Origin of the sequence: Cryobacterium sp. 10C3, assembly GCF_034314285.1 — a bacterium.
In the GTDB taxonomy this organism is placed as follows: domain Bacteria; phylum Actinomycetota; class Actinomycetes; order Actinomycetales; family Microbacteriaceae; genus Cryobacterium; species Cryobacterium glucosi.
Genome location: NZ_JAVIWF010000002.1, coordinates 3312509 through 3326387, shown reverse-complemented (window position 1 = coordinate 3326387; position 13879 = coordinate 3312509). Strand labels below are relative to the sequence as shown.

Genomic DNA, 13879 nt, shown 5'->3' with positions numbered 1-13879 from the left:
GAAGGAACCGGGGCGGGACGCTGCCGTGGCGACGATGCCGGCGCAAAAGAAGGCCGGGACAGCACTCCCGGATGCCCGGAACGCGCGTCAGTCTGCCGGCGCGAGGCCCGCCTCTTCCGCGGGGACAGCGGGGAGGACCAGCACGAACCTGCCGTGACGACCGCCGGGGACGGCTTCCACCGTGCCGCCCGCGGCGACCGCAACCCTGCGCGCGAGCGCCAGGCCGAGGCCGGCACCGGGGCTCTCCGCCGCCCGGTATCCGGGCGTGAACAGCAGCTCCGGGACGAGGTCTCCGATTCCCGGCCCGTCGTCGGTCACGCTGATCCGGATCGAACCGCCCTGCGCGACCGCCGCGACAGTGACCCGCGTCCGGCCGTACCGCACGGCGTTCTCGAGCAGCGGCGCGAGGGCACGCAACGCGACGGCCTGCGGAACCCCGAGCGCGAGACCGGGCGCGGGGGCGGGGGCGACGACGATCTCCGGCACCGCGTCGGCCGGCGCCCCGGCCGAAGCCCCGGCCGCTGCCTCGACAGCAGCGCGCAGCACGGCGTCGACCGGCGCCCGCTCATCCCGGTTCACCTGGCCCCGGGACACCGAGAGCAGGGTGCCGATCACCTCGGTGAGCTGATCGACGGATGCGCCGATTCGGCCGAACCGCTCCGCTTGCGCCGGCGAGAGCGTCGGATCGAGTCCCGCGAGCTCCGCCTCAGCCCGGATCACCGTCAGCGGGCTGCGGAGTTCATGGGCGAGTTCCGCGGTCAGGCGCTGCTCCGCGATGATCGTGCGCGACACCCGCGCGAGCAGGCCGTCGAGCACCTGGCCGAGGCGGGTGAGTTCGTCGTGGGGCTCGCCGAGGTCGAACCGCCCGGTGAGGTCATCCGCGCTCCATGCGGACGCCCGCCAGGCCATCACCTCGACGGGGCGCAACGCGCGCCGCACGGTCCAGGCCGCCATCCCGCTGACTCCGAGCACGACGAGAACGGCGAGGCCGATGCCCACGAGCAGGGTACGTGTCTCGGTACGCTGGTACGGCGCGAGGGACAGGCCGACCACGGCGACGCCGATCCGTTCCGTCTCGCCCGGTAGGACGATGGGCACCGCGCGCAGTCTCCAGCCGCCGCTCTCGCGCTCCGTCGGCTCGGTGACCGAGCTCAGCGCCGCGAGCCCGGCCGTGAGTTCGGACGGTCCCGCGACCGGCGCCGGGTCCGGTTCCGCGCCGGTCGGCGTCGAGTCCGTCCCGGTCGCGGTCCCGCTGACCAGCCGGCCGGACGCGTCGTAGATCCAGGTGACGTCCCCGAGGCCGCCGGCCGCGTTCCGGGTGACCGCGATGCCGTCACCCTGGCGCACGACGGTCGCGAGCGCGGATGCCGCGCGCTCAGCGAGGAGGCCGTCGATGTCCTCGCTCACGACGTGCGTCAGCACGGCGACGGTCAGGGAGAGCAGTGCCGCCATGCCGACGGTCGTGAGCAGCGCCGTGGCGAAGACGAGACGGCGGCGCAGCGAGCTCACGCGCGGCAGGACCGGCAGCCGCAATCGTCCCAGGCGGCGCCCGGACGAGTCCCTGGTCCCGGTCATCGGAGGGCGTACCCGACGCCGCGCACGGTCTCGATCCGTCGCGACGCCGGAGACTCGCGGGCGGCATCCGCCCCTGGCCCGGCGAGCGCAGCGGCACCGCCGCCGTGGTCACCGCGGTCGCCGCCTTCACGGTCGCGGTCGCCGTCGAGCAATTCGAGCTTGCGGCGCAGCCTGCGTACATAGGAATCGACGGTGTTCTCGGCGACGATGGCGCCGTGCGGCCACGCGGCCGCGACCAGGTCGCGCCGGCGGACGACCTCGCCAGGGCGGGCGAGCAGGGCCGCGAGCATCCGGAACTCTGTCGGTGTGACGGCGATCTCGAGGTCGGCCCTGGCCACGGTGAACCGCTGGGGGTCGAGGCGAAGGCCCGACGGCTGCCGGTACGGCTCCGGCCTGCCCCGGCGAGCCAGGGCGCCGACCCGCACGAGCACCTCGGCGAGTGCGAACGGCTTTCCGAGGTAGTCGTCCCCTCCGGCATGGAAGCCGGTGACGATGTCCTGCACGCCGGTTCGCGCAGTGAGGAAGAGCACGGGTGCGAGCTGCCCGGCGGCCCGGAGGGCCTGGCAGACGTCGCGACCGTCGGAGTCGGGCAGGCCGATGTCGAGCACGATCACGTCGTACGGGCTGTCCAGGGCCGAACAGAACGACCGCCTCCGCGCCGGTGTGCGCGAGCAGCAGGCTGTAGCCGGCGCCGCCGAGGGCCTCGGCGAGCACCCGGCGGATGAGGGGGTCGTCTTCGCAGACTCCGACGGTGGGCATGGGGCAATCGTACGCAGTGCCCGCGTGCCGCCCGTGTAAACGGTGCAGGTCAACCCGGGTGGCGGGCGTGTCGGTCAGGCGGCGGGCAGGTTCGGCGGCCTAACCTTCTGCTGCACGAGGTCTTCGGCCCGTCCACCGCCGCCCGGCGCCGATTTCCTGTTCGCACTCCACGCAAGGGCACCAGCATGAACCTGATCCAAGCGCTGATCCTCGGCATCGTCGAGGGAATCACCGAATTCCTCCCGGTCTCGAGCACGGGACACCTCACCCTCACCGAGAAGCTCCTGGGGCTGAAGCTCGACGACCCGGGGGTGACCGCGTTCACCGCGATCATCCAGTTCGGGGCGATCGTCGCGGTGATCCTGTATTTCCGGGCCGACATCATCCGCCTGGCCGTTGCATGGTGGCAGGGCCTCTTCCACCGGGAGGCGCGACTCGCGCACGACTACCGCTTCGCCTGGTACGTCATCGCCGGTTCGGTGCCGATCGGCATCGTCGGCTTTCTCGGAAAGGGCCTGATCGGGGGCCATTGCGCAACCTGTGGGTCGTCGTTGCCGGGCTGATCGGCTGGAGTGTCGTGATGTTCATCGCCGAGCGTGTCGGCAAGCGCAACCGCCCGGAGGAATCGACGACCCTCAAGGACGCGCTCGTGATCGGCGTCATGCAGTGTGTCGCACTGATCCCCGGGGTGTCCCGCTCCGGGGCGACCATCAGCGCCGGCCTGTTCCGCAACCTCGACCGGGTCGCCGCGACCCGGCTGTCCTTCTTCCTCGCCATCCCGGCACTGACCGCTGCGGGCGCCTATGAGGGCCTCTCCTCGGCGAGCGACATCTCGGCCTCCGTCGGCTGGTTGCCCACGATCGTCGCGACCGTCGTCAGTTTCCTCGTCGCCTATGCCACGATCGCGTGGCTGCTGCGGCTCGTCGCGAAGCACAGCATCGCGGTGTTCATCGGGTACCGGGTCGCGCTCGGCCTCGTGATCGCCGGCCTCCTCGTCACCGGCGTCGTAGCCGCGACCTGACCCCACCCCCACCCGTCGCGCTCTCCGCGAGAGTACGAATTGGGCCCTTAAACCACTCGTTTATGGGCCCAATTCGTACTCTCGCGGCAGGGGTGAGCGGGGCCTGCGGGGCGGGGCGGCGAATGGCGGGGTGAGGTCAGGCGTGGGGTTCGTAGTGGCGGGGCGAGTATGCCTGGGCGACGAGCGTCCGGAGGGCCTCGAGGCTGCCGTGGGCGAGGCCCTGCGCCCGCGCCTGGATCAGCACGTTCCCGATCGCGGTCGCCTCGACGGGTCCCGCGAGCACGGGCAGGCCGGTGAGGTTCGCCGTCAGCTGGCAGAGCAGCTCGTTCTGCGAGCCGCCGCCGACGATGTGCACCGTGCGGATGCTCGTGCCCGAGAGTTCGCTCGCCGCGCGGAGGGTGCTGGCGTACTTCGTTGCGAGGCTCTCGATGATGCTGCGCACGAGGTCGACGGGGGTCGCCGGCATCACGAGTCCGTGTGCGGCACAGTGCTCGCGGATCCGCGCGGGCATGTCCCCCGGCGCGAGGAAGGCCGGGTCGTCGACGTCGAAGACCGTGACCGGCCCGGTCACCTGCGCAGCCTGGGCGAGCAGGAACGGCAGCTCGAACGCGACGCCCTCGAGGTCCCAGCTGCGCATCGACTCGCTCAGCAGCCAGAGTCCCATCACGTTGCGCAGGTAGCGCACCCGCCCGTCGACGCCGCCCTCGTTGGTGAAGTTCGCGGCCCGGCTTTCCTCGGTGAGCACCGGGGAATTCAGCTCGACGCCGACGAGCGACCAGGTCCCCGACGAGATGTATGCGGCGTTCTCGTCCCGCATCGGCACGGCGACGACAGCGGATGCCGTGTCGTGCGACCCGACGGCGACGAGATCCAGTCGCGAGACGGCTCCGATTTCGTGAGCCACCTCCGGCAGCAGAGACCCGATCCGGGACCCCGGATCGACCAGCCGCGGGAAGATCGAGCGCGGCAGGCCGAGGCGTGCGATGAGCGCATCGTCCCACTCCCCGTGACCGGAACCGTGGCCGTGCCCGTGCCCTGTCAACACCGTGAGCAGCCCGGTCGTCGACGCGTTGGTGCGCTCGGCGACGCGCTCCCCGGTCAGCCAGAAGCCGAGCAGGTCGGGAATCAGCAGCATCGTGTCCGCGCCGTCGAGGCCGCCGGCCTGCCGTTCGGCGGCCAGCTGGTACAGCGTGTTGAACGGCAGGAACTGGAGCCCGTTCCCGGCGTAGAGCTCGGCGTGCGGCACCAGGGCGTGGGTCGACTCGACTCCCGCAGCGGTGCGCTCGTCCCGGTAGTGGAACGGGTTGCCGAGCATCCGCTGCCCGGAAAGGAGCGCATAGTCGACCGCCCAGGAGTCCACGGCGGCGCTCCGCAGCCCGGGTTCCTCCCGCACGGCGGAGTGCAGGCCGGCGAGGACGTTGCGGTAGAGGTCGAGGATGTCCCAGTGCAGTCCGTCGATCGTGCGCACCGGCAGGTTCGGGAACCGGGCGACCGGCCGGAGTCGCAGCTCGTTGTGGCCGACGTGCCCGAGCATGACCCGCCCGCTCGACGCGCCGAGGTCGATCGCGGCGACGGTCCCCGCGCTGCTCACCACGACGGCACCCTCGCGAGAGTCGCCGTTCCGGTCGAGAGCGCCCGGTAGAACGGCAACTCTCGACCGGAACGGCGACCGCCGGGATCGGGACGCGTGGCGGCATCCGCTCGCCCGGGGAAGCCGGGAGCCCTGTCGTGCGCGAGCGGATGCCCCCGCTCATCGCAGGAAGGCGGCGGCGACGCCGGCGTCGACCGGGATGTGCAGCCCGGTGGTGTGGCTGAGGTCGCTCGTGCACAGCACGAAGACCGCGTTGGCGACGTTCTCGGGAAGCACCTCGCGCTTGAGCAGGGTGCGCTGGGCGTAGTACTTGCCGAGGTCCTGCTCATCGACGCCGTAGACCGCGGCGCGCTTGGCTCCCCAGCCGCCGGCGAAGATGCCGGAGCCGCGCACGACACCGTCGGGGTTGATGCCGTTGACCTTGACGCCGTACTCGCCGAGTTCGGCGGCCAGCAGGCGCACCTGGTGGGCCTGGTCGGCCTTCGTCGCCGAGTACGCGATGTTGTTCGGGCCCGCGAAGACCGAGTTCTTGCTCGAGATATAGATGATGTCGCCGCCGAGCTTCTGGTCGATCAGCACCCGGGCCGCGGCGCGGGAGACGAGGAAGGAACCCTTCGCCATCACGTTGTGCTGCAGGTCCCAGTCGGCGACCGTGGTCTCGAGCAGGGACTTGGAGAGCGAGAGCCCGGCGTTGTTCACGACGAGGTCGAGGCCGCCGAAGGCGAGCACGGCGGCGTCGATGCCGGCCTGAACCTGGTTCTCGTCCGTGACGTTCGCCTGAACGCCGATCGCGATATCCGTGCCGCCGATCGCCGCCGCGGCCTCCTGCGCCTTGGCCAGTTCGAGGTCGGCGATCACGACGCAGGCGCCCTCGGCCGCGAGCCGGGTGGCGATCGCCTTGCCGATGCCGCTTGCCGCGCCGGTCACGAGCGCGATGCGTCCGGCGAGCGGCTTGGGCTTCGGCATCCGCTGGAGCTTGGCCTCTTCGAGCGCCCAGTATTCGATGGCGAACTTCTCGGCCTCGTCGATCGGGGAGTAGCGGGAGAGCCCCTCGGCTCCCCGCATCACGTGGATGGCGTTGATGTAGAACTCGCCGGCGACGCGCGCGGTCTGCTTGTTCGCGCCGTAACTGAACATGCCGACGCCCGGGATCAGCACGATGAGCGGGTCGGCACCGCGGATGGCGGGCGACTCCGGGGTCGCGTGCCGGTCGTAGTAGGCCTGGTAGTCGAGGCGGTACTGCTCGTGGAGTTCGTGGAGCCGGGCGAGGGACGCCTCGACCGAGGCGTCCGCCGGGAGGTCGAGCAGGAGCGGCGTGACCTTGGTGCGCAGGAAGTGGTCGGGGCAGCTCGTGCCGAGGCCGGCGAGCCTCGGGTGTTCGACGCTGGCGAGGAAGTCGAGGACCTCGGGCTCGTCGGTGAAGTGGCCGACCTTGGCGCTGTCGGTGGAGACGAGGCCGCGGAGGGTCGGCGCAAGCGCGGCAGCCTTGGCGCGGCGCTCGGCCGCCGACAGCGCACCGAAGCCCTCGAGCGGGGCGCCGAAGGGCTCCGGCTTGGAGTGCTCCTCGATGTAGGAGGTGGCGGTCTCGATGATCCAGAGCGAGTTCGCCTCGGCCTCCTCGCTCGTGTCACCCCAGGCGGTGATGCCGTGGCCGCCGAGGATCGCGCCGATCGCGCCGGGGTGGGCGTCCTTGATCGCGGCGATGTCGAGGCCGAGCTGGAAGCCGGGGCGGCGCCAGGGCACCCAGATCACCCGGTGGCCGAAGATCGAGTCGGTGAGTTCTTCCCCGTCGACGGCCGTCGCGATCGCGATGCCGGCGTCCGGGTGCAGGTGGTCGACGTGGGCCGCGTCGACCAGTCCGTGCATCGCCGTGTCGATCGAGGGGACGGCGCCGCCGCGCCCGTGCAGGGCGTAGTCGAGGGCACCGACCATCTCATCCTCGCGGTCAAGGCCGGGGTAGACATCCACCATCGCGCGCAGCCGGTCGAGGCGGAGCACGGCGAGGCCGGACTCGGTGAGGGTGCCGAGGTCTCCGCCGGAGCCCTTGACCCAGAGCAGCTCGACGGTGGTGCCGGTGACGGGGTCGATCTCGGTGCCCTTGGCGGAGGTGTTGCCCCCGGCGTAGTTCGTGTTCTTGGGGTTCGCGCCGAGGCGGTTGGAGCGGGCGACGAGCGCCGCGGCCGTGGGATTGGTGGTCATGATCTGCTTTCCAGGGGCTGGGAGAGGAGCTAGAGGGCAAAGGACGAGCGGGGGCAAGCACGGGCGGTGCGGGGTGTCGGGCCCTGACTGTTGCGGCGGGGAGGGTGGTCTAGGCGCCCCAGCCGGCCTGGGTGCCACCGACGCGGTCTGCGCAGATCTTCTCCTGGTAACCGGATGCCTTGAATGCGGCGATCGGGTCGGCCGCGAGTCCGCGGGACTCGCGCCACGCGGCGAGGTCGGTGCGGACGTCGGAGTAGAAGGCGTCCATCATGATGCCGTTGGCGCCGAGGACGTCGCCGGCCTCCTGCGCCGCTGCGAGGGCGACGGTGTCCACGCTGAGGGCGCGGGCGGTCATTTCCTGCACGTTCAGCACGGAGCGGATCTGGCCGGGGATCTTCTCTTCGACGTTGTGGCACTGGTCGAGCATGAATGCGACGGTGGAGTCGGGTCCGTAGCCGCCGCCGCGGATGACTTCGTAGAGGATCCGGAACAGCTGGAACGGGTCTGCCGCTCCGACGATGAGGTCGTCGTCGGCGTAGAAGCGGGAGTTGAAGTCGAAGGAGCCGAGCTTGCCGAGGCGGAGCAGCTGCGCGACGATGAACTCGATGTTCGTGCCGGGCGCGTGGTGGCCGGTGTCCAGGCACACCATCGCCTTGTCGCCGAGGGCGGAGACCTGCGCGTAGCTGGTTCCCCAGTCGGGCACGTCGGTGTGATAGAACGCCGGCTCGAAGAACTTGTACTCCAGGACCAGGCGCTGGTGCTCGCCGATCCGGGCGTAGATCTTGCCGAGGGAGTCGGCGAGGCGGTCCTGCCGGCCGCGGATATCGCCCTGGCCCGGGTAGTTGGTGCCGTCGGCGAGCCAGATCTTCAGGTCTTCCGAGCCGGTCTGGTTCATCACGTCGATGCAGTCGAAGTGGTGATCGATCGCCATCTGGCGCACCTTCGGGTCGATGTGGGTCAGGCTGCCGAACTTGTAGGCGTCGTCCTGGAACGTGTTCGAGTTGACCGTGCCGAGCGTGAGGCCCTTCTCCGCGGCGAACTCGCGCAGACCGGTGTAGTCGTCGACCTTGTCCCACGGGATGTGCAGGGCCACCTTCGGCGAAAGGCCGGTGACCTGGTGCACCTGCGCGGCGTCGGAGATCTTCTCCTGGATGGTGCGCGGAGTTCCGGGCGTGCCGAACACCTTGAACCGGGTGCCGGAGTTGCCGAACGCCCAGGACGGCAGTTCGATGACCTGCCCCTCGAGCTGGGCCAGGGTGTCGGGGCTGATGCTCACGTTGTGCTTCTTTCGGTCGGGGCAGCGGATGCGGCGGCGAGGGAGTCGAGTTGGTCTTCCAGATTGAAGATCTCGGTCAGTTGGAGGAAACCGGTGTCTGGGGCACCGTCGAGGGCGACGAAGAAGTCGCCCATCTCGGCCTGCCAGCGGGCGTTGACCTCGGTTGCGGCCATGCCCGCCTGGGCGGCGGCGAGGCTCGCGGTCTCGAAGTAGCCGATCAGCAGCCCGTCGTCGCGCAGGAAAATGGAGTAGTTGTTCCAGCCCGTGCTCTTGAGGGCCAGCAGCATGTCGGGCCAGACTGCGGCGTGGCGACGACGGTATTCGGGGATCAGCTCCGGCTTGACCTGGAGCTGGAAGCACACGCGGTGCTGGGTATCGCTGCTCGACATTGAGGTTCCTTGCTGGTTCGGATTCCGAAAATGAATCGATTCAAGTTTGCCGTGCGGAGCGCATTCCCGCAAGGCCGCGGGACGGATGCAACCGGCATCCGCCCCGCAGCCGACTCGCGCGGGCACTGCGATACTGCGGGTGATACGGGGTTGTGCGCGTGGAACGACCTAGAAGTTGAAGTCCGCGATGTTCTCCTTGGTGAATGTGAACGGCTCGCCGAGGAGCACGGTGGCATCCTTGCCGACGGTGAATTCGCCGAGGGCGCCTGCGGTGAACTTGTCGCCTTCCTTGCCGGTGATGGTGCCGTCGATCAGGGCCTTGGCGCCGTAGGCGGCGAGGTAGCCGAGGTCGGCCGGGTTCCAGAGCGCGAATGCCGTGACCGTGCCGTCGTTGACGTAGTCACGCATCTGGTTCGGCGTGCCGAGACCGGTGAGCGCGACCTTGCCCTTGTACTGCGAGGTCTGCAGGTAGCGGGCCGCCGCTGCGATGCCGACCGTTGTGGGCGAGATGATGCCCTTCAGGTTCGGGTGCGACTGGAGCAGGGCCGCCGTCTTGTCGAAGGAGGTCTGGTCATCGTCGTTGCCGTAGACGGTGTCGACGAGCGTGACGTTCGGGTGGTTCGCGGCGAGTTCCTTCTTCATCGTCTCGATCCAGGCGTTCTGGTTGGTCGCGTTGGCCGAGGCGGAGAGGATGGCGACCTCGCCGGTGTCGCCGATCTGCTTGGTGATCAGGTCGACCTCGATCTTGGCGATGCCGTCGGCCGTGGCCTGGTTGATGTACAGGTCGCGGTACTGCGGGTCGGTGTCCGAGTCGAAGGTGACGACCTTGGTGCCGGCCGCTCGGGCCTCGTTGAGGGCGCTGCCGATCGCCGTGGGGTCGTCGGCGGAGATGATGATCGCGCCGACTCCCTGCTGGGTGAGCGTGTTGATGAAGCTGACCTGGGCATCGGCCGCGGCGGTCGCCGGGCCGACCTCGGCGTAGGTTCCGCCGAATTCGGTGATCGCCTTGGATCCGCCCTTGTCGGAGGTGTCGAAGTATGCATTGCCGAGGTTCTTCGGCAGGAACGTGATCGCGTAGTTCTTGTCGCCGGAGCCGGACGCAGCTGCACCGGTGGAGGTGTCGGTCGAGGCCGAACTGGAGCATCCGGTGGCGAGGAGGGCGATGGCTGCGACGCCGGCGACGAGCGCGACAGCGCGGGCGCCGTGGCGCCGGGTGGTGGTGGAAGGAGACATCGTTGTGCCTTTCAGGTGGGGTGAAGCGGATGTTGGTGGTCGGGCGAGGGAACGGAGCGGTTACTGCTTCTGTTTCTCTGGCGTGGCACGACGGAAACGCAGGCTGCGGAACCACGACAGAAATCGGGGGAGAGCACGGACAGGATCAGCAGGGCGCCGGTGATGATGTTGATGACGTCCGAGCTGACATTGGCGAGGCGGAGCGCGCTCTGCAGCACGCCGATCAGGAGCACGCCGGCGATGACGCCGTGGATGGCGCCCTTGCCGCCGAAAATGGACACTCCACCCAGGAGGACCGCGGCGATGACCGACAGCTCGAGTCCCATCGCATTGTCACCGCGAGCGCTGCCGTAGCGGAAGGTCCAGTAGATTCCGGCGAGCGCGGCGATCAGCCCCGTGAGCATGAAGGCGACGACCTTGGTCCGGTTGACGTGCACTCCGGAGAAGTGCGCGGTCTCCGTGCTGAAGCCGATCGCCACGATTCCGCGGCCGAAGGGGGTGAAGTGCAGGAGAGCGACGAAGACCACGATCAACGCGACGACCAGCACCATGGCGACGGGGATGCCGGTGCTGCCGAACTTCGACTGGGCGAGGCCGGTCCAGAACGCCGGGAAGCTCGTGACGGCGGTCGTCCCGAGCAGGCCGACGGCGATGCCGCGATAGAGGGCGAGCGTGCCGATGGTGACCGCGAGCGAGGGCAGGCCGACCACGGTGACCAGGAGCCCATTGATCAGGCCCGCGACGAGGCCCATCACCAGGCAGGCGACGATGGCGACCGGGACCGGCCAGCCGGCCTGGGTCAGGATACCGAGCAGGACACTGCTCAGGCCGAGCGTGCTTGCGACGGAGAGGTCGATCTCGCCCATCATGATCACGAGGGTCATCGGCAGGGCGATCATCAGGATCGGCGCGACGTCGAGGAGCAGGAAGCCGAGCGTCGTGGTGGTGCCGAAGCGTCGCACCTCGAGCGAGGCGATCACGATCACGAGGATGAGGGCGACGATGACCGCCATCTCGCGGGTGAGGAGCAGGCGCATCCAGAAGGGTCGACCGTACTCGGCGTAGACGCGCGTGCCGGTCCGGCTGTCGGCCGGGGCGGAGATGGTCATGCGGAGACCTCCCGTTCTGAAATGAGTTGGCGGGAGAGTCGGAGCGAGAGGACCCGGTCGAGCACGATAGCGCCGATGATGAGGGTGCCCACGACCGCCTGCTGCCAGAAGTCGGGGATGCCCAGGATGGGCAGGGCACGGTTGATGGTGAGCAGCAGGACCGCACCGATGGCCGCGCCGTAGACGGTGCCGCTGCCGCCGAAGATCGCGACGCCGCCGATCACGGCAGCGCCGACGGCCTGCAGCTCGAGCCCGGTGCCCGTCTGCGAGTTGGTCGTTCCGTAACGGGCAGCGAAGAGCACGCCGGCGAGCCCGGCGAGGGCGCCGCAGAGCAGGAAGGCGACGAGGATGCGACGGGTGACGCCGAGTCCGTAAAGCTGCGCGGCATCGGGATCCGAACCGATCGCGTAGAGCTCCCGACCGCCTCGCTGGTTGCGCAGGTACCAGCCTGCGACGAGCACCACGATCAGCGCGATGATCGTGAGGTACGGCACGAAGAGCAGCGCACTCGTGCCGAGGGCGAGGAAGTCCTTGGGCAGGTCGGACGCGTTCACCCGGTTGCTGCCGGCCCAGAGCACGTTGATGCCCCGGTAGGCATACAGGGTTCCGAGCGTGATCACGAGGGCCGGCACCTTGCCGAACGCGACGAGCGCGCCGTTGAGCAGGCCGAGCGCAGCACCGAGTGCCATGCCTGCGGCGAAGACGACGATGATCGGGATGCCGGGCACGTCGATGAAAAGGCGCCCGGTCAGGTAGGCCGTCAGTCCGACGACAGAGCCGACCGAGAGGTCGACCGATCGGGTGATGATCACGATCGCCTGGCCGACGGCCACGAGCACGAGGATCGACGGGGTGAGGAGCAGGTCCCGGAATCCGTCCTGGCTGAAGAGGAAACTCGGGTTCTTGATCGTGGTGATGAGCACAACGATCACGAGGGCGGCGAGGATGCCGGTCTCGCGGGAACGCAGGAAGGTGCGCAGACCGCGCTGGAACGCTCCGCCGCCCGCTCCGGTGGGCGTCTGGGTGCTGGTTGTCGTGGTCACTGGATGGACTCCGTTGAGTGGGTGGCAGCGAACATGATGGACTCGGCCGTGGCATCCGCCCGGGAGATCTCCGCGGTGATGCGGCCTTCGCGGACGACGAGCACGCGGTCGGCCATACCCAGGATTTCCGGCAGTTCCGAGGAGATCATCACGATCCCGAGGCCCTCACCCGCGAGCTGCGAGAGCAGGCGATGCACCTCGGCCTTGGTTCCGACGTCGATCCCGCGGGTGGGTTCGTCGATGATGAGCACCTCGGGGTTCGTCGACAGCCACTTACCGAGCACGACCTTCTGCTGGTTTCCGCCGGAGAGCGTGCCGACCTCGGTGTCGAGGGCGTTCGTCTTGACCTCGAGGCGGCCGGCCCAGTCCTTGGCGGCCCGGTTCTCGAGGCTCGAGTCGATGAACCCGAAGCGACTGAGCCGGGTACGGGTCGAGAGTGTCAGGTTGCGGGCGACGGATGACTCGAGCACGAGGCCCTGCTTCCGGCGGTCCTCGGGCACGAGGGCCATTCCGGCAGCCATGGCCGCGGTCGGGTTGAGCTTCGGAACGGACTTCCCGTGCATCCGCACGGCTCCGGAGTCGTAGCGGTCGACGCCGAAAACGGCACGGACGATCTCGCTGCGACCGGCGCCGACGAGGCCCGAGAGCCCGACGATCTCGCCGGACCGCACCGTGAAGGACACATCGTGGAAGACACCGGCGGAGGTCAGCCCCTCGACTTCGAGCAGCACGTCGCCGACAGGGGCGACCTCCTTCGGGAACAGGTCGGTGACCTCGCGGCCGACCATCCTGCGCACGATCTCGTCGACGCTCGTGGACTGGATCGCATCGGTCGAGATGTATTGCCCGTCGCGCATGACCGTGATGGTGTCGCAGAGGGCGAAGACTTCGTCGAAGCGGTGCGAAATGAAGACCAGGGCGCGGCCCTCGTCACGCAGGCTGCGGGCGACGGCGAAGAGCCGGTCGACCTCGACGCCGCTGAGGGCTGCGGTGGGTTCGTCCATGATCAGCACCCGGGCGTCCACCGAAATGGCCTTGGCGATCTCGATGATCTGCTGGTCGGCGATCGACAGCCCCTCGGCCGGGCGGTCGGGGTCGATGCGCACCGCGAGGCGGGTGAAGAGTTCCTCGGCCTCAGCGCGCATGGCCTTGCGGTCGATCCGGCCGAAGCGCTGGGTCGGCTGGCGACCCATGAAGATGTTCTCCGTGACCGAGAGGTCGGGGAAGAGGGTGGGCTCCTGATAGATGACCGCGATGCCGGCCGCCTTGGCCTCGGCCGTCGAGCGGAAGTCGACGCTTTCGCCGCGGAGCAGGAAGTCCCCGCGTCGCGCTGGTAGAGTCCGGCGACGATCTTGACGAGGGTCGACTTGCCCGCGCCGTTCTCGCCCACGAGGGCGTGGATGGAGTTCATGTGCACGGTGAGGTCGGCGGACGTCAGCGCGACGACCGATCCGAAGGCCTTGGCCACTCCACGCAGTTCGAGGGCCGGCGGGCCGGAATTACTGGGGCTGATCGACATTGATAGGTCCTGACCTCCACATTGAGGAACGCTGGGGAAACGCGCGAGCGGGCGTTGAATCGTTTTAATTCTGCGAACACAGGGAAATCTATTTCGATGCCACCGCAGCTGTCAAGTAACAACTGCGTAACGACGAGCTATTCTCGGAGCATGGTGGCAGCGGGC

Annotated in this window: 10 protein-coding genes and 2 pseudogenes; 2 read left to right on the top strand and 10 right to left on the bottom strand. The window is 69.2% G+C overall.

Features of this window, described 5'->3' with window-relative positions; genetic code table 11:
- Positions 1 to 87: 87 nt before the first annotated feature.
- Both RGU41_RS16745 and RGU41_RS16740 read right to left on the bottom strand, forming a co-directional pair.
- Positions 88 to 1575, bottom strand: coding sequence for a HAMP domain-containing sensor histidine kinase (locus RGU41_RS16745; protein ID WP_322136887.1), 1488 nt, complete (start codon positions 1573 to 1575; stop codon positions 88 to 90).
- Positions 1572 to 2183 carry a response regulator transcription factor gene (locus RGU41_RS16740; RefSeq protein WP_322136886.1) on the bottom strand — a complete coding sequence of 204 codons (612 nt, stop codon included), beginning with the start codon at positions 2181 to 2183 and terminating at the stop codon, positions 1572 to 1574. Before RGU41_RS16740 ends, RGU41_RS16745 begins: the two co-directional genes overlap by 4 nt.
- Here RGU41_RS16740 and RGU41_RS16735 point away from each other — a divergent pair.
- Positions 2173 to 2373 carry a hypothetical protein gene (locus RGU41_RS16735; RefSeq protein WP_322136885.1) on the top strand — a complete coding sequence of 67 codons (201 nt, stop codon included), beginning with the start codon at positions 2173 to 2175 and terminating at the stop codon, positions 2371 to 2373. The genes RGU41_RS16740 and RGU41_RS16735 overlap by 11 nt on opposite strands.
- A 146-nt stretch (positions 2374 to 2519) precedes the next feature.
- Positions 2520 to 3355 (top strand): annotated as a pseudogene (locus RGU41_RS16730) (undecaprenyl-diphosphate phosphatase).
- A gap of 136 nt (positions 3356 to 3491) precedes the next feature.
- Here the strand turns inward: RGU41_RS16730 and RGU41_RS16725 are convergent.
- From RGU41_RS16725 to RGU41_RS16690, 8 genes and pseudogenes are all read right to left on the bottom strand, one after another.
- Positions 3492 to 4949 (bottom strand): rhamnulokinase, encoded by a 1458-nt coding sequence (locus RGU41_RS16725; protein WP_416173165.1) that lies wholly within the window; start codon positions 4947 to 4949, stop codon positions 3492 to 3494.
- A gap of 156 nt (positions 4950 to 5105) precedes the next feature.
- Positions 5106 to 7145, bottom strand: a complete 2040-nt coding sequence (locus tag RGU41_RS16720; RefSeq protein ID WP_322136884.1) for a bifunctional aldolase/short-chain dehydrogenase — start codon at positions 7143 to 7145, stop codon at positions 5106 to 5108.
- 109 nt (positions 7146 to 7254) lie between these two features.
- Positions 7255 to 8421 (bottom strand): L-rhamnose isomerase, encoded by a 1167-nt coding sequence (rhaI, locus tag RGU41_RS16715; protein WP_322136883.1) that lies wholly within the window; start codon positions 8419 to 8421, stop codon positions 7255 to 7257.
- On the bottom strand, positions 8418 to 8810 hold the full coding sequence (locus tag RGU41_RS16710) for an L-rhamnose mutarotase (RefSeq protein WP_134559349.1): 393 nt from the start codon (positions 8808 to 8810) through the stop codon (positions 8418 to 8420). Before RGU41_RS16710 ends, rhaI begins: the two co-directional genes overlap by 4 nt.
- Positions 8811 to 8978: 168 nt before the next feature.
- A complete protein-coding gene (rhaS, locus tag RGU41_RS16705) occupies positions 8979 to 10043 on the bottom strand; it encodes a rhamnose ABC transporter substrate-binding protein (protein WP_134446401.1) in 1065 nt (354 codons plus the stop codon).
- Between the two features lie 11 nt (positions 10044 to 10054).
- Positions 10055 to 11152, bottom strand: coding sequence for an ABC transporter permease (locus tag RGU41_RS16700; protein WP_322136882.1), 1098 nt, complete (start codon positions 11150 to 11152; stop codon positions 10055 to 10057).
- Positions 11149 to 12195, bottom strand: a complete 1047-nt coding sequence (locus tag RGU41_RS16695; protein ID WP_370294981.1) for an ABC transporter permease — start codon at positions 12193 to 12195, stop codon at positions 11149 to 11151. The genes RGU41_RS16700 and RGU41_RS16695 overlap by 4 nt, the downstream gene beginning before the upstream one ends.
- Positions 12192 to 13714: pseudogene (locus tag RGU41_RS16690) on the bottom strand (sugar ABC transporter ATP-binding protein). The gene RGU41_RS16695 and the pseudogene RGU41_RS16690 overlap by 4 nt, the downstream one beginning before the upstream one ends.
- Positions 13715 to 13879 lie beyond the last annotated feature (165 nt).

Coding starts and splice junctions, on each gene's coding strand:
- RGU41_RS16745 (WP_322136887.1), bottom strand. CDS start 1,575: ATGACCGGGACCAGGGACTCGTCCGGGCGCCGCCTGGGACGATTGCGG.
- RGU41_RS16735 (WP_322136885.1), top strand. CDS start 2,173: ATGTCGAGCACGATCACGTCGTACGGGCTGTCCAGGGCCGAACAGAAC.
- RGU41_RS16720 (WP_322136884.1), bottom strand. CDS start 7,145: ATGACCACCAATCCCACGGCCGCGGCGCTCGTCGCCCGCTCCAACCGC.
- RGU41_RS16710 (WP_134559349.1), bottom strand. CDS start 8,810: ATGTCGAGCAGCGATACCCAGCACCGCGTGTGCTTCCAGCTCCAGGTC.
- rhaS (WP_134446401.1), bottom strand. CDS start 10,043: ATGTCTCCTTCCACCACCACCCGGCGCCACGGCGCCCGCGCTGTCGCG.
- RGU41_RS16700 (WP_322136882.1), bottom strand. CDS start 11,152: ATGACCATCTCCGCCCCGGCCGACAGCCGGACCGGCACGCGCGTCTAC.